Source organism: Bremerella volcania (assembly GCF_007748115.1).
GTDB lineage: Bacteria > Planctomycetota > Planctomycetia > Pirellulales > Pirellulaceae > Bremerella > Bremerella volcania.
The window spans coordinates 3652994-3666602 of the sequence record NZ_CP036289.1; the positions used below are offsets into that span (position 1 = coordinate 3652994).

General features: G+C 53.1%; 15 protein-coding genes. 14 read left to right on the forward strand and 1 reads right to left on the reverse strand.

Going from position 1 to position 13609, the window contains the following annotated elements; all coding sequences use genetic code 11:
• The first annotated feature begins 13 nt into the window (after positions 1-13).
• The 13 genes from Pan97_RS14545 (at position 14) to Pan97_RS14600 (ending at position 11348) form a co-directional block, all read left to right on the forward strand.
• On the forward strand, positions 14-2749 hold the full coding sequence (locus Pan97_RS14545; protein WP_144973711.1) for an MGH1-like glycoside hydrolase domain-containing protein: 2736 nt from the start codon (positions 14-16) through the stop codon (positions 2747-2749).
• A gap of 118 nt (positions 2750-2867) precedes the next feature.
• Positions 2868-4823 (forward strand): MBL fold metallo-hydrolase, encoded by a 1956-nt coding sequence (locus Pan97_RS14550; protein ID WP_144973713.1) that lies wholly within the window; start codon positions 2868-2870, stop codon positions 4821-4823.
• 159 nt (positions 4824-4982) lie between these two features.
• The gene (locus Pan97_RS14555; protein WP_144973715.1) at positions 4983-5609 is read left to right on the forward strand and encodes a tellurite resistance TerB family protein; all 627 of its coding nucleotides are present in this window, start codon (positions 4983-4985) and stop codon (positions 5607-5609) included.
• Positions 5609-5890, forward strand: a complete 282-nt coding sequence (locus Pan97_RS14560; RefSeq protein ID WP_144973717.1) for a hypothetical protein — start codon at positions 5609-5611, stop codon at positions 5888-5890. The genes Pan97_RS14555 and Pan97_RS14560 overlap by 1 nt, the downstream gene beginning before the upstream one ends.
• Positions 5891-5982: 92 nt before the next feature.
• Positions 5983-7110, forward strand: a complete 1128-nt coding sequence (locus Pan97_RS14565; protein ID WP_144970136.1) for an ISAs1 family transposase — start codon at positions 5983-5985, stop codon at positions 7108-7110.
• A 64-nt stretch (positions 7111-7174) separates the two neighbouring features.
• Positions 7175-7480, forward strand: a complete 306-nt coding sequence (locus tag Pan97_RS14570) for a methyltransferase family protein (RefSeq protein WP_165698770.1) — start codon at positions 7175-7177, stop codon at positions 7478-7480.
• Between the two features lie 521 nt (positions 7481-8001).
• Positions 8002-8256 (forward strand): hypothetical protein, encoded by a 255-nt coding sequence (locus Pan97_RS14575; RefSeq protein WP_144973721.1) that lies wholly within the window; start codon positions 8002-8004, stop codon positions 8254-8256.
• An 8-nt stretch (positions 8257-8264) separates the two neighbouring features.
• Positions 8265-8759, forward strand: a complete 495-nt coding sequence (locus Pan97_RS14580; protein ID WP_144973723.1) for a hypothetical protein — start codon at positions 8265-8267, stop codon at positions 8757-8759.
• Positions 8746-9456, forward strand: coding sequence for an HK97 family phage prohead protease (locus Pan97_RS14585; RefSeq protein ID WP_144973725.1), 711 nt, complete (start codon positions 8746-8748; stop codon positions 9454-9456). Before Pan97_RS14580 ends, Pan97_RS14585 begins: the two co-directional genes overlap by 14 nt.
• A gap of 3 nt (positions 9457-9459) precedes the next feature.
• Complete coding sequence (locus Pan97_RS14590; RefSeq protein ID WP_144973727.1) at positions 9460-9657, forward strand: hypothetical protein; 198 nt, start codon at positions 9460-9462, stop codon at positions 9655-9657.
• Positions 9654-10436 carry a sulfotransferase gene (locus Pan97_RS14595; RefSeq protein ID WP_144973729.1) on the forward strand — a complete coding sequence of 261 codons (783 nt, stop codon included), beginning with the start codon at positions 9654-9656 and terminating at the stop codon, positions 10434-10436. Before Pan97_RS14590 ends, Pan97_RS14595 begins: the two co-directional genes overlap by 4 nt.
• A gap of 304 nt (positions 10437-10740) precedes the next feature.
• A complete protein-coding gene (locus Pan97_RS27045) occupies positions 10741-10875 on the forward strand; it encodes a hypothetical protein (RefSeq protein ID WP_261342355.1) in 135 nt (44 codons plus the stop codon).
• Positions 10875-11348: a hypothetical protein gene (locus Pan97_RS14600; protein ID WP_144973731.1), complete on the forward strand. Its 474-nt coding sequence runs from the start codon at positions 10875-10877 to the stop codon at positions 11346-11348. The genes Pan97_RS27045 and Pan97_RS14600 overlap by 1 nt, the downstream gene beginning before the upstream one ends.
• Positions 11349-11453: 105 nt before the next feature.
• Here the strand turns inward: Pan97_RS14600 and Pan97_RS14605 are convergent, their stop codons facing one another.
• Complete coding sequence (locus Pan97_RS14605; protein WP_144973733.1) at positions 11454-12164, reverse strand: hypothetical protein; 711 nt, start codon at positions 12162-12164, stop codon at positions 11454-11456.
• A 454-nt stretch (positions 12165-12618) separates the two neighbouring features.
• Between Pan97_RS14605 and Pan97_RS14610 the strand changes: the two genes are divergently transcribed.
• Positions 12619-13197, forward strand: a complete 579-nt coding sequence (locus Pan97_RS14610) for a recombinase family protein (protein WP_144973735.1) — start codon at positions 12619-12621, stop codon at positions 13195-13197.
• Positions 13198-13609 lie beyond the last annotated feature (412 nt).

Here is a 13609-nt window from a genome sequence, read left to right on the forward strand (position 1 = left end):
CGATGGGAGATCTATGCCTGAAGCGGAATGGGAGCGGCTTACTGCGGAGGCTCGTCGAGACGAGGGAGCAAATTGGCGGCGGTGGGGGCCCTACCTGGCGGAGCGACAATGGGGCACCGTGCGAGAAAGCACGGTCAACGCCGAACCCTGGCTTAACTTCACCCACGAAGAGGCTCGATGGCGAGCCTATCGGTGGGGTGAGGACGGCCTCTTGGGCATTTCTGATCGGCAATGTCGTCTTTGCTTCGCATTGGCCCTCTGGAACGAGAAAGATCCCATTCTCAAAGAGCGTCTATTCGGGCTGACTGGCCCCGAAGGGAACCATGGCGAAGACGTTAAAGAGGCATACTACTACCTCGACTCGACCCCTACGCACTCTTACCTGAAGGCACTCTACAAGTATCCTCAGGCCGAATTCCCCTACCAACAGCTGCGAGACGAAAACGCTCGTCGAAACCGTCAAGAGCCGGAGTTCGAACTGACCGATACCTGCATCTTCGACGAAGGGCGCTACTTCGACGTCCAGGCCGAGTACGCCAAGGCAACCCCTGAAGACATTCTGATCCGGATCACCGTCTTCAATCGCGGACCGGATGAGGCACCCATTCACCTGTTGCCGACATGGTGGTTTCGTAACACTTGGGCTTGGGGCCCTACGCTGGAAAAGCCGGAAGCCAAACCGTACCTCTCGGAAGTCAGCCCCGATCAGCTCAAGGTCCGCCACGAAACCCTGGGCGACTATCGAATCTTCGTCGATGAAGGTCCTGGCGGCGAGACGCCGCCTTGGCTGTTCACCGAGAACGAAACGAATACCTGGCGTTTCGAAGATGGCGAAAGCCGACGTCCTTCGTGCAAAGACGCATTTCACCTGGCGGTCGTCGATGGCATGGAAGGGGTCGTTAATCCCAAGCCCAGCGGCACGAAAGCTGCGGCACACTTTCAGTGCACTGTCCCTGCTGGGGAGTCGGTTCAGTTTCGCCTGAGGATCGCTCCTACCGGTGAACTTCCCGCGACCCCTTTTGGAGCCGAGTTCGAGGAAGTCTTCGCCCAACGTATCAACGAGGCTGATTGCTACGCCAGGTCGCGAGTTTCTTCCGGCTTATCGGAAGATGAACAAACGGTCCTTCGCCAGGCTGACGCCGGCCTTCTGTGGACCAAACAGTTTTACCACTACGTCATCCCGCGATGGCTGGAAAATGAAGGCAATCCCAAGAAGAACGCCGACATAGCGATGCCCGGCGCGCCCAGTCCTCGCAATGCCGACTGGGGACACTTGTACAACAAGAACATCATCTCGATGCCTGACAAGTGGGAATATCCCTGGTATGCGGCATGGGATTCGGCGTTTCATTTGATACCGTTTGCCAAGATCGATCCCTTCTTCGCCAAGGATCAAGCGATCTTGTTCCTCCGCGAATGGTATATGCACCCCAACGGCCAATTGCCGGCCTACGAGTGGAACTTCAGCGATGTCAACCCTCCGGTGCATGCCTGGGCATGTTGGCGGGTTTACCAGATGACGGCTTCCAACGGCGACCGCGATCGTGTCTTCCTGGAACGCGTTTTCCAGAAGCTGCTGTTAAACTTCACTTGGTGGGTGAATCGCAAAGACATTCGTGGAAAGCATGTCTTCAGCGGCGGCTTCTTAGGGCTCGATAACATCGGGATCTTCGACCGCTCGAAACCGCTTCCCACCGGAGGACACCTGGAACAGGCAGACGGGACCGCCTGGATGGCCTTCTACAGCTCGAGCATGCTCTCGATCGCCTTCGAACTGGCCGATGGCAACCCGGCCTACGAAGACATGGCTTCCAAGTTCTTTGAGCATTACGTCTCGATCGCCGAGGCGATGAACAGTTTGGACGGGACGGGACTGTGGGACGAAGAAGACGGCTTCTATTACGACCACCTGCATCTCGACGGAAAGAGCATCCCCTTGAAGATCCGCTCCATCGTGGGGCTGATTCCACTGCTGACCGTCGACGTGATCTTCGAGAAAACGATCGCCAAACTTCCCGCGTTTCGCAAACGCATGGATTGGTTTCTCAATTTCCGCCCGGAACTGACCAAGTTCATGACCTACATGGAGAAAGAACCGGAAGGGGAAAACGACGGGCATCGACTGCTGGCGATTCCTACCAAAGATCGCCTGATGCGGATGCTCCGATATTTGCTGGACGAAGACGAGTTTCTCTCCCCGTACGGAATTCGATCCCTGTCGAAGTACCACGAAGAACATCCGTTTGAATACGAACTGCACGGCGAGCGACTTTGCGTAAAGTACTTGCCGGCCGAGTCCGACAGTGGGCTGTTCGGTGGCAACTCGAACTGGCGCGGACCAATCTGGTTCCCACTCAATTACCTGATCATCGAGGCGCTCGAACGATACCATCAGTTTTACGGCAAGTCACTGCGGGTCGAATGTCCGGCACGCAGCGGCAAGTACATGGATCTACAGCAAGTCGCTGACGAGATTCGCAAACGATTAGCCAAACTATTCTTGGCCGATTCCGAAGGGGACAGACCCAGCTATGCTCGTACCGAAGTGCTGTTAAAGGACCCGCACTGGCGCGACTTGGTGTTGTTCTACGAGTACTTCGACGCCGAAACCGGCAAAGGCCTGGGCGCCAGCCATCAGACCGGCTGGACGGCGCTGATCTCTCCGATTCTGGGTACCCTCGCCTCACGCCGAAATGAAGCCGCCGCCGCGGCAACCAGCCCTAAGAAAACGCTGAGCAAGCAAACCTGACCGTTCCCCTTACGGCTTTCAGCTTCCGAGCAATCTTGGACATCCACAAGCCCGTTCTGCTAAAACAAGATGCGAGCAGAACTGTTTTTTGCGTTTGTTACTGCAAGAGAGCCGCACCATGCAGAAGCTTCTGGGGTTACTCCTTTCGTTTTGGTTGGCAACTGCCTGTCTGGCCAACCCGATGCCGCCAGGATTGTCACAACCGCTGCCGGAATCATTCCCGGAACTGTACCAGTTCACCGACACTTGCCACGTCTACATTCTAAAGCACGACGCCGACGCGCTTTTGATCAATGTCGGCGCAGGCCAGCTATTCGACGTGCTGCCGAAGATCGGTATCAAGCGCGTCGACAAGATTCTTCTCAACAACCACCATCGAGAAAATCTGCAAGGGTTTGCCCGCGTCGATACGAGCGCGACCGAGGTTTCCGCCTCCAAGATCGAAGCCGAGATCCTTCAGTCACCTGCCAGCTTTCGTAAATGGTATCCAACACTAGGTGACCAGTACTCGGTCTACGGTGCCAGCTATGCCCGTCCGCCACAAAAACCGATTCCCGTCGATCAACCGTTGGAAGACAACGCCGAATTCACTTGGCACGGGTACCGCATACGGTGCCTCTTGACGCCAGGACACTCGCCGGGCGAGGTGACCTATCTGATCTCGAAGAATGGCCAAACGGTGGCCTTCTCCGGAGGGCTCATGCATGACGGATCGCGGTTTACCAACTGGTTCGACTCAGAGTGGGACTACGGCTTCGCAAAAGGAATCGACGCGTTGACAGCCTCAGTCGATCGACTCATTGCAGAAGACTTTAACGTCATGCTGCCGATCCAGGGACCAGCCATTCGCGATGCAAAAGCTCAGCTGAAGACCTACCGAGAACGCCTTGATACGTTTCTCGCCGCATATATTCGCGGCTACCCCGTCTTCGACAAAGACCCGGACAAACGCGATCGTATTTCCAAGCCGACCGAGATCCCTCACCTGAATCAAGTCACGCCCCATCTCTACAAACTGAACGACGAGTTCCAAGGCCGAAACTTCTCAATCATTGTTTCCGATAGCGGTCATGGGCTGATCCTCGACTGCGGCCTCTTTCCCAAGTCAGTGCTGGAAGAAGTCATCCTCGGCCTTCGGCAGCACAGAGGTCTGAAACAGATCGACGCGTTCTGGATCTCCCACATGCACGGCGACCACTTCCTGCATGGTCCACTGCTCCGAGAGAAGTACGGAGCCAAGGCCTGGACGCTCGATAAAATCGTCGACCGCTGCGAGAACCCACGAAAGTATGACTACGCAGCCCTGGTATCCGCCTACGGCGATGGCTTCGACGGCATGCCGATCGACAAAGGCTTTGCTGACGGGGAAACGATTGACTGGGAAGGCTATAAGATTCAAGTCGACTGGCTACCCGGCCAAACCGAGTTCGGCTGTTGTCTGTGGTTGGAGATCGACGGCAAACGAATCGCGTTCACCGGAGACAATTTATTTGGTGACCCACGGGACGAAACCCAAACGGCTCATGACTGCGTCGTCGCACGCAACAGTGCCATCCTTGAGGAAGGTCACATCCTGGGCAGCAAGTACCTGCTCGATTTGAAGCCTGACATCGTCATGGCCGCCCACGGATACGTGATGCCGGAACCACAAGGAATCCTTCAGCGGTACCACAACTGGTCAAAAGAGATGGCTGCCCTTTTCCGAGAGATGCTGCCAGAAAAGGACTACGAATATCTCTTCGATCCCTACTGGGTATCGGCTTATCCCTACCGCGTGAACCTGATTGACGGCAGGCCACACCGGGTGGTCATCACGGTCCGCAATTTCCGAGACCAACCGCAGAAGCACCGCGTGAAGTTGGTTCTCCCGGAAGGGATAACCGCTGAGCCTGCCATCCTTGAGGGAACGGTCCCCGCGGAAAGCAGGCAGTCTTACGAGATTCAGATATTGGCAAAGGATCCGGATCGTCTTGCTGAGGTCGAAATCATCCCGCTTGATATCGAACTCGATGGAAAGCACTACGGTCAGTGGTTCGATTTTCTGATCGGTCGTCAAAGCAATTCATCGAACTAGCGGATGCTAAAACTATTTGACTCCCCCCTCTGCAGAGAGTCTAATAAGCACCACTTTTGGAAACCCCACTTATCTCCATTTCCACAGGGTTCGATCGACTGATTTCGCCCTTGGCGACCGATTCAAATCCTCTTCTCCGCTCCATGAAAGACATTGCCGATGATCATCTTTGGTACGCGCGGAATCACCTCGACCGTAGAAAGCAATCAGTTTAACTGCCCACAGTGCCGCACCAAGCGCGACGGCAGTCTGAAGAATGTTAGCACGTTTTTCACCCTCTACTTCATTCCTCTCATCCCGATGGGCTCGCGTGGAAAGTACGTCGAATGCCATTCATGCGGCGGTAATTTTGCCGAAGAGGTTTGGCAATACGACCCGGATCAGGAGCACGCCGAGACGATGCAGAAGATGCTGCGGGTCATGATTATGGCAGCCTTGGCCGACGAGGAAGTCGATCGTTTCGAGCGGGCCGAGATCAAGAAGCAGTACATGGAGCTGACCGGGCTGCCGGTCGCGGACTCGACCCTCGACCAGGAAATCAAAATGGCGGTCGAATCTCAAGTCACGCTGAGTCGGTTCGTCGGCGGAATGGTCGACGGGCTTTCGGGACATGGCCGGGCCTTGGTTCTCAAGCTCGCTTACCACGTCATGAGTGCCGCCGGCGAAATGACGCCTTCTCAGGATCGAGCGTTAGATCAACTGGCCGATACGCTTGGCATCCAGAAAGTCCAACTCATGGAGCTGATTAAGCACTTCCAGGAATCGCAGCACGAGGAATTAGCCTGATGCCGCTCTTATCGCCTCGTGGCGCGGTGACGTTCGTCGCAGGGCATTTGCTTCATCTGATTCTCGTCCTGTTACCGACTCTCATATTGTCCGTTAACGGAGTCGGTCAGGCTTCCGTTACGTTATTTGCCGTGCTGGTCACAGCGGCTGCACTAATCGAAAGCCTGCTCGTTACGCCACCCCAGCTGGAAAGCCAGCATGACCCGCGTGCCTTGCAAGTCGCGGCTCTTGTCGGACTGATCATTCTGCTGACGTACTGGGGCACGGCGATTGCGCCATGATGGGTTATCTGCGACACTGAGGCAATGGCGGTCAGGCGATTTTGTGACGGAGGTTGTCGCGGCCTGATCCGGTGTTCTCAGGTGCCTTTCTCATGTCGTCACGTTCGCCTGTTTCCCTTCAAGAGTGCTTTGCCGATCTGACCGATCCGCGGACTCGCAAGGTGACTTATCCGTTAACGAATATCGTGACCATCGCGCTGTGTGCGGTGATGAGTGGGGCGGATGATTTTGTGGCTATCGCCGACTGGGCCGAGATGAAGAAGGAGTGGCTGGGTAAGTTCCTTGATTTGAGTTCCGGCATCCCTTCGCACGATCGCTTTAATGCGATCTTGGCTTCGCTGAATCCGGCTGAGTTTGAGAAGTGTTTGCTGACTTGGATCACCGCCTTACACGAAATCACCGACGGGCAGATCATCGCGATTGACGGCAAGACGCTGCGGCGGAGTTTCGACAAGGCCAGCAGCAAGGCGGCCATTCACATGGTCAGTGCCTGGGCGACTGCCAATCATGTGAGTCTCGGCCAGGTAGTAACCGACGCGAAGAGCAACGAGATCACCGCCATTCCCAAACTGCTTGAAATCGTCGAGGTTTCCGGCAGTTTAGTGACGATTGACGCTCAAGGTTGCCAACAGGACATCGCTCAGAAGATCGTCGACCAGGGAGCCGATTATTGCCTGGCCGTGAAGCGCAATCAGCCGACCCTCCACGATTCGATCGAAGATTTTTTTGTCGCGCAGCAGGAAAGCAATTTCAAGCGAGCCAAAGTACACCGTCACGAAACGCACGAGAAAGGGCATGGTCGCGAGGAGTCGCGTTCCTATTATATCTGCCCTGTGAACGACGAGATCATCACACGAGATCGTTGGTCGAACTTGAGGGCGATCGGGATGACGATCAATATCGTGAAGCAAGGCGGGAACGAGACGAGCGAGGTGCGATACTATATCCTGAGCAAGTACCTTTCCGGCAAGCGTTTCGCCGAGGCCGTTCGCGGTCATTGGGGCATTGAAAACAGCCTGCACTGGCAACTGGACGTGACGTTCGGTGAAGATCAATCTCGCATCCGCAAAGGGCACGCCGACGCCAACTTTAGCCTGCTACGAAGGACGAGCCTGAGCCTGCTGAAGAACAACAAGACAGCCAAGGTCGGCGTGAAGAACAAACGATTAAAATGCGGCTGGGGCGATGACTACCGCATGGAAGTCCTGCTGGGACGGTGAGTTATGGTGCAATCGCCGTGCGTACTGGGGAGCCCAATTCGAGCGTTGGTTGACAGAACCGCAAATGGGGCCTCTCTCCGTTTGCGGCGCTACTCTGTTGATCGCAGGCATCTTTCTGCGCGCATCGGCAATTCACGCATTAGGACCAAGATTCGTCTCCGACGTCTGCTGCGACGCACCACCTGTCTCGGTCGGTATCTACCGATACCTGCGGCATCCGTCGGAAATAGGCCTGCTGGCAATCACCGTGGGCGGACCGCTCGTGCTACAAGCCCCATGGTCGGCACTTGTCGCCGGCTGTGTCTTAGCACCAATCTCTATGTGGCGCATTCGCCGAGAAGACAAAGTCCTGGCCGCCGCCGCGCACTGACCTTGCATGAAAACCGGCCAAAATCCACAAAAAAAACGCCTCACGAAATCTCGCAAGGCGTTTACATAAATCTTGGTTCAGCAATAACTTACTGCAAAGTAGCGGCAGAGGGACTCGAACCCCCGACACGCGGATTATGATGCCTCCGAGTGGTTTTGCCGTAAGCTATTTCTAATTCTGGGTTTACGTCGCACTAGGCGACAATCTTTATCCCTTTTTTGACCCTTTTTTGACCTTTTTCTATCCCTTTTATAACCCCATTCATTCCGCCGCTCTAGGGTTCTCTGGGAAGATTCTGCCGTATCTCGCTCCAGTCGATTGGATTAAATTCTTCCGGGGTCGGAATAATTTCTTAAATAGTGCTTCACTGAATCACAACTATTTCGATAATTCTTTTTGACTAACTATTTGAATTTGGGTACGATTCGCCTAGCGAAACACTCCTCCCCGGTTTTTCAGTTAGTGCCATGAAAGAACTCTCTCAATACTGCCAGACTCGGCTTGGGTTCGATCCCTCGGAAATGAGCGTCAACGAATTCAAGCAAGCTTCTCCGCTCATCCTGAAAGCAATGGCTTTCGAGATTGGAGCTATTCAGAGCTTTATTGAGACCAAGCGGGAAGAGGTTGCCAAGACGGCCCAAGCTTACGGGGAGCTTATCCCCTACGAGACTTTCCGGGATGAGAAGGTCACGAACTTTGATGAAGTGCTTTCCCCCGCAAGCTCTGACCCTAACGCAATCCTAGATTCTCTTTTCGTCTTCCCCGATCCCGAGTAGGTCCCCAGATGCCGAAAACACTGTATGCCGTAACTGCCATTAAGAGCGGGCTTCCTGTCGGGGCGTTCATCATTGCCGACAATCCCGACGATTGCGTTTCCAGGGCAAGCCGACGACTCGGGACAAGGGACCGAATCACGCACCTCATACCGATGTGTGAGGCAACGCTCGGGACGATGAAGAGAAACGGACTTCTCAAGTACGTCAATGAAGATGGCAAGATTGAATTCCTGGCGGACGCAATTCTCGAAATCATTGATTCCCTCCAGGACAATATCGCCACGCTACAAAAGGCTTTGGCCGTTCATGTCGGGATGCTTACCGAGAAATTGAAACTGCAACGGTTCAAATTTTCGGCAACCGATCAGGACGGACATGTCCAGTTTCACGAGACGTACGCTCCGGACTTTGCCTCGGCTATGCGTGCTGCCGATGAGCTTTGCATGAAGGAATACGGCTCCCGTCCTTTCTTCTTTCAGAGGGTTTCCGATGCCTCAGAATGAGTTGATCGAATTTTTGCTAGGTTCGACGCTTGTCGTCTCCAAGTCTGCCGACCCTGACCGATGCGTAGTCAAAGGTTTTGCGTCAACTCCCGATGTCGACCTTCACGGACATACCGTCAACGTTTCAAGCTTCAACTGGAACAATTGGCCCCAACTATTGGAAGAGCACAAGGGAGAACCCGTAGGCCAGATTATGACGCTCAACAAGGCATTCCTAAGCGAGATAGGTGATATCGACAATTGGGGCGTATTCGACTCCGAGAGCGGGGAGCAAATCAACACTTACCCCAGAGAGAATGCCCCCGATTATCAGAACGGGACGCTCGGTCTTTTCGTCACTGCGGAAGTTACAAAACCCGAAGTTGTCGAGAAGGCGAAATCTGGCATTTTCAAGGGCTTTTCGTGGCGTGGCCTGACTCATGTTCTTAAGAACATTTTTGGAATTGCTACCAAGTACCTCACCGACATTGATCTTGCTGAAATCTCGTTGGTAGCTGCCCCCGCAAATCCCAACGCCAAGTTCGTTGTTGCAAAGTCCCTCGGAGACCCGAATTCGGTGTTCGACGATGGGCGGATTTTCCCGACCTACGAAGAGACGGAAGAGATTCAAAAAGCAGACGACGACTCGAACGGCTTGGGCTCCGGACTTGGTAACGATCCTGACCTTACAAATTTGTTCCCTGAATACCTGCGGTAGACGATGTCTCGACTCGAACAACTCGAAGCGATAGAGCGGGAAGTCCGAGCCCGCTTGCTGGATGAAAAGCCGAAAGCAGTCTATACGGCTTGCAACCTGTCGGGGGCAACCGTTTGTAACGTGCTTTCTGGCAAGCGTGTGAGTCTTGCGACCCTGCGGGCCTTGGCTCGATACTTTGACGACAAGGACGGGGAACGATGAGAAAGGTTTTCGGAATTGGGATAAATAAGACCGGGACGAAAAGTACCGCACAATTTGTCAAGCAACTCGGACTGAGAACCATGCACGACCGGCCTAATGGGAAGAGCATTCGAGATGCTATCAACCGGGGTAAAAGGGCTGTCCCTTTCATGTTCTCGAATGATGCTTTTTTCGACCTGCCCGAAGATATCGACCATGAGAGGTTGCTGGAGCGGTTCCCGGATGCCCGCTACATCATGACGACTCGGGACACAAAACAATGGGTGGATAGCCGCATCATTCACGTACTGCACAATCGCACCGTTACGGGCAAACGGTCATGGACGGAAATAGACACTCAAGCTTGGCGACGGGAGAAAGAGGAGCACGAGAGCCGAGTCCGGGAGACGTTCAAACGATTGGGCAAGCTTGACCAACTTTTGATTGTTGACGTTTGCTCTGATCCGGACAAAGCCGCCCAGAAGATAGCGGACTTTTTAGAACTACCGAGAAACGATATCGGCTTCCCCCGCCTGAACACTGGGGAGCGAAAGCTCCAACAAATCAGCGAGAAATTCAAATGCTCAAAACGATCTTCATTCTCTGGCACAAAAAAGCCTCCCAATTACGAGGAGTCAGAGCCCACGTCTACGCCTCCGATGAGTCATCGGCTAGGACAAAACTTGCTTCTCGGCTTTCGCCAAGCTCGGAAGTTCTTGACCAAGTATTGGAACTTGACCCTAGCCTTTTGCGAACGGGTACGGTTTCAAAGTCCTATCTTGTTGAAACGGGAGGAGTGAACCAATACAGCCCCCGATTTTTGAAATCGAATCTGCGACTTGAGGACGTTCTCACCCCCGAAGATTGGGCAGAGCTTCAAGCCGATTTTGCGAGTTAAAAATGCGGTCTCTTTTCGTAATTCGTTACAAGGTTTGGGGACGTGAAATTTCGGCTATGCCGATTTACTGCGATCACCTCGATACCGCTCTGGAACGATTCGACAAGAGAATGGGAAATAATGGGCTTGAGCGGTCTCGTTATTCGGTCACCGGGACTCGTCAAATCCCAGAACGTGAAGTTTCCTTCCGACACCATGAACATTTTTTGAAACGGCTCCCTCACGGTGAATTTGTTTCGCTTGTCCAAGATCGGTACTACCGGCAGCGAAGTGAAGGAAACCTCAAGCCGGAAATTGTAAAGCTGATTCACCAACTCATTCCCGATAAGGTCACCACCTAATGAGCACTCAAACAGAAACCCGATCCCGTAGCGAAATCTTAAGCGAAATTGCCGAGCTTGAAGCCCGCATCGATGAGTTACGGGCATTGCTGCCGACCTGTATCAAGACGTTTTTCCGCTTCCGCTGTCGGCCCGAAAAATACGTTTGGGTCTATGCTGAAAACCGGGAGCAAGCCGAGCAACGTTTGCACGCACGGATGCAACGCAATTACAACGACAAGGGCAAAACCTGGGAACTCGTCAGCAAGGTAGTCGATCAATACAACGATCCTCAGATTGCTGCGGCTCAGTCTCACGGAAACTTGCTGACGTACCTATCCGAGAATGAAGCCCGGGAATTCTTCAACGATTATCAAGCCAATGAGCGGGGAAAGGCCCCCGATCCCAATCGACCAAAACACTTTCCCCAAAGCCAACTTGAGCGGGACGTTTCCGACTGGGAACTTTTCCAACGCCGCAAGGGGAATCTCTAGCTCATTCCAGCGTAGCCGTTTTTTATGGCTTGCAAGTCGCTCGGGTCCTTCGGGACCCTGGCGATTTTTTATCGCTCCAAACGTTTGGAGTCGGGGCGGGAGGAGCTAAGCCCTTCCCTGTATAGATTCAGAAAGCGATCTCAGGTCAATAAAAAGTTCATTGTATTTTCGCTGCAACCTTGCCGAAAACCTACTCATTTCTTCAGTGTCGCCTTCCTCCTCCCATTCCTCCGCAATAATAATCAGGTCAGCCAGATGACTTATTGCACTTTCGCACTTGTCCGGATAGGCCTCTTGAAGTGCAAAAATATGAGTTTGAATAGTCCCATCAAGTTCCATCCTTAGATTCTCACTGGCCTCCAAGATTCTGGATCGCTCATCATGGCTTTTCTTTTCAATGTTGAATTCTTCAACCGATTCACTTTCATTGAGACGTTCCGTGGCCATGTCTTCGAGCTTTTGATTTAGTAGCCCCTGCCGCACAACATCGCAAAAACGTTTCGCATCCCTGACGATTTCTCGAAAGAGTGCCGAAGTATCACGACGACGATTTTCTTTCTCCATCATTTCGTGAGCGATGCGAACACTAGAACGGGGACCGTACCAAGCCGCTGCGGCTGCAATCAACGTCACCAAGAGAGTGAGCAAGAACTGCCAGTTCAATACGAGCCAGTAGAGTGTCCAAAAGCCTAGATAATTGATCTTCACGAGAATCCAAGGATTATCCTTAACGACCAAAGCAACTACACCGACCGCCAATAGAGAAAGCATTAGAACACTAAACCAATGCTTGCGAAGTTGAGCAAAGATTGACACAGCGAGCGAAGCCTCTTGAATTGCCGATTTCTCAGAAAAATAAAAATACACAATAGCTAGGAGTGTAGGGCTTGCGGAATGGCGTCTGGACTCGCCTTAAGCATTTTTCAAAATCCAGCTTTGCCCGAACTAGCCCAACTACCGAGCCCGATATCATCCCCAATATGTGAGCCCATATCAATCTTGTAACTGTATTCGTTTTCTCTCCCCGATTCTTAGGCCCCCGGGCTTTCTTTTTGAGTGGTGAAGGGTTGAGCGGATCGGCAGCGTAAGAGGTAGACACGCTGTCGGTCCTGCTCCCCGCTCTTTATGTCCGAGTATGTCATTTAGGGTCTCTCTCTGTTTTGGCTGTTTCTGGCTGCTAACTCACTGGTTTTTTCGCTTGCTAGCCTGTTCCATTTTGGGTACACTCCATGTGAGACACCAACCAAGCCCAAGCGAGTGAGTTCAAGCCATGAAAAAGGTAGCCTGTTACGTCAGAGTCAGTACCGTAGGCCAAAATTCAGCAAGCCAGAAACGGGAGATAACTCGTTGGCTTAACGGTAACGGTATCTCTCCCGAGTCGGTTGTTTGGTTCTCTGATAAAGAGTCTGGCGATTCTCTTGCCCGCCCCGAATTCGAGAAGCTTCGATCGGCTATCTTCAACGGGGAGGTGGGAACCGTCATTGTTTGGAAATTGGATCGACTCTCCCGAAAGTTGCGGGATGGGATCAATACTCTCTGTGATTGGTGCGAAAGCGGCTTGCGGGTTGTCTCGGTAACTCAGCAACTCGACTTCTCAGCGGCGACGGGAAAGCTTGTAGCGTCGGTTCTGTTTGCCGTTGCCGAAATGGAGCAAGAAACCAGACGGGAAAGGCAAGCCGCTGGAATTTTCGCTGCGAAGGAACGGGGCGTCTACCAGGGCAGAAAACCGGGGACAACGAAAGCCAAGCCAGCTAGAGCCCAAGCTCTCAGAGAAAAGGGCCTCACTCATGAAGAGATAGCTACGGCAATGGGAGTAAGCCGTAGCACGGTCATCCGATATCTGGGCTGAATTGTATAACGGTGGGGAGAATCACTTCCCGCACATATACGCGGGCACTCAGAATTGAGATTTTGAAGCACATTGCCGCTATTCTTCTCGTGACAGCCTCGGAATGCGATACGTCATATCCATGACGCCATAATACATAGTGATGAAAATGGGAACCCACCATTGCTCAATTAGACAAACTATCGCGGTGGCAGGAATCGAGACTGCTACCACAACAACAAGTCCGCTTACCATGGTTTTCCAGGGAATCCCCCGACTTTCACTTAAGACAGACGTTCCCTCAAGTCGATGATGATTAAGTATCGTCCTATCCTTGCTTAGAAAAGTTGGTCGTAACTTCTCTAATGGATCGACGCTACTCGGGAAAAACTTTAGGTGCTTTCGATATTTCTTGTTTTTTGTCCTCCCGCCC

Coding starts and splice junctions, on each gene's coding strand:
- Pan97_RS14545 (WP_144973711.1), top strand. CDS start 14: ATGCCTGAAGCGGAATGGGAGCGGCTTACTGCGGAGGCTCGTCGAGAC.
- Pan97_RS14580 (WP_144973723.1), top strand. CDS start 8,265: ATGCCGAAAACACTGTATGCCGTAACTGCCATTAAGAGCGGGCTTCCT.
- Pan97_RS14570 (WP_165698770.1), top strand. CDS start 7,175: ATGGGGCCTCTCTCCGTTTGCGGCGCTACTCTGTTGATCGCAGGCATC.
- Pan97_RS14560 (WP_144973717.1), top strand. CDS start 5,609: ATGCCGCTCTTATCGCCTCGTGGCGCGGTGACGTTCGTCGCAGGGCAT.
- Pan97_RS14610 (WP_144973735.1), top strand. CDS start 12,619: ATGAAAAAGGTAGCCTGTTACGTCAGAGTCAGTACCGTAGGCCAAAAT.
- Pan97_RS14565 (WP_144970136.1), top strand. CDS start 5,983: ATGTCGTCACGTTCGCCTGTTTCCCTTCAAGAGTGCTTTGCCGATCTG.
- Pan97_RS14590 (WP_144973727.1), top strand. CDS start 9,460: ATGTCTCGACTCGAACAACTCGAAGCGATAGAGCGGGAAGTCCGAGCC.
- Pan97_RS14550 (WP_144973713.1), top strand. CDS start 2,868: ATGCAGAAGCTTCTGGGGTTACTCCTTTCGTTTTGGTTGGCAACTGCC.
- Pan97_RS14555 (WP_144973715.1), top strand. CDS start 4,983: ATGATCATCTTTGGTACGCGCGGAATCACCTCGACCGTAGAAAGCAAT.
- Pan97_RS14600 (WP_144973731.1), top strand. CDS start 10,875: ATGAGCACTCAAACAGAAACCCGATCCCGTAGCGAAATCTTAAGCGAA.
- Pan97_RS14585 (WP_144973725.1), top strand. CDS start 8,746: ATGCCTCAGAATGAGTTGATCGAATTTTTGCTAGGTTCGACGCTTGTC.
- Pan97_RS14595 (WP_144973729.1), top strand. CDS start 9,654: ATGAGAAAGGTTTTCGGAATTGGGATAAATAAGACCGGGACGAAAAGT.
- Pan97_RS14575 (WP_144973721.1), top strand. CDS start 8,002: ATGAGCGTCAACGAATTCAAGCAAGCTTCTCCGCTCATCCTGAAAGCA.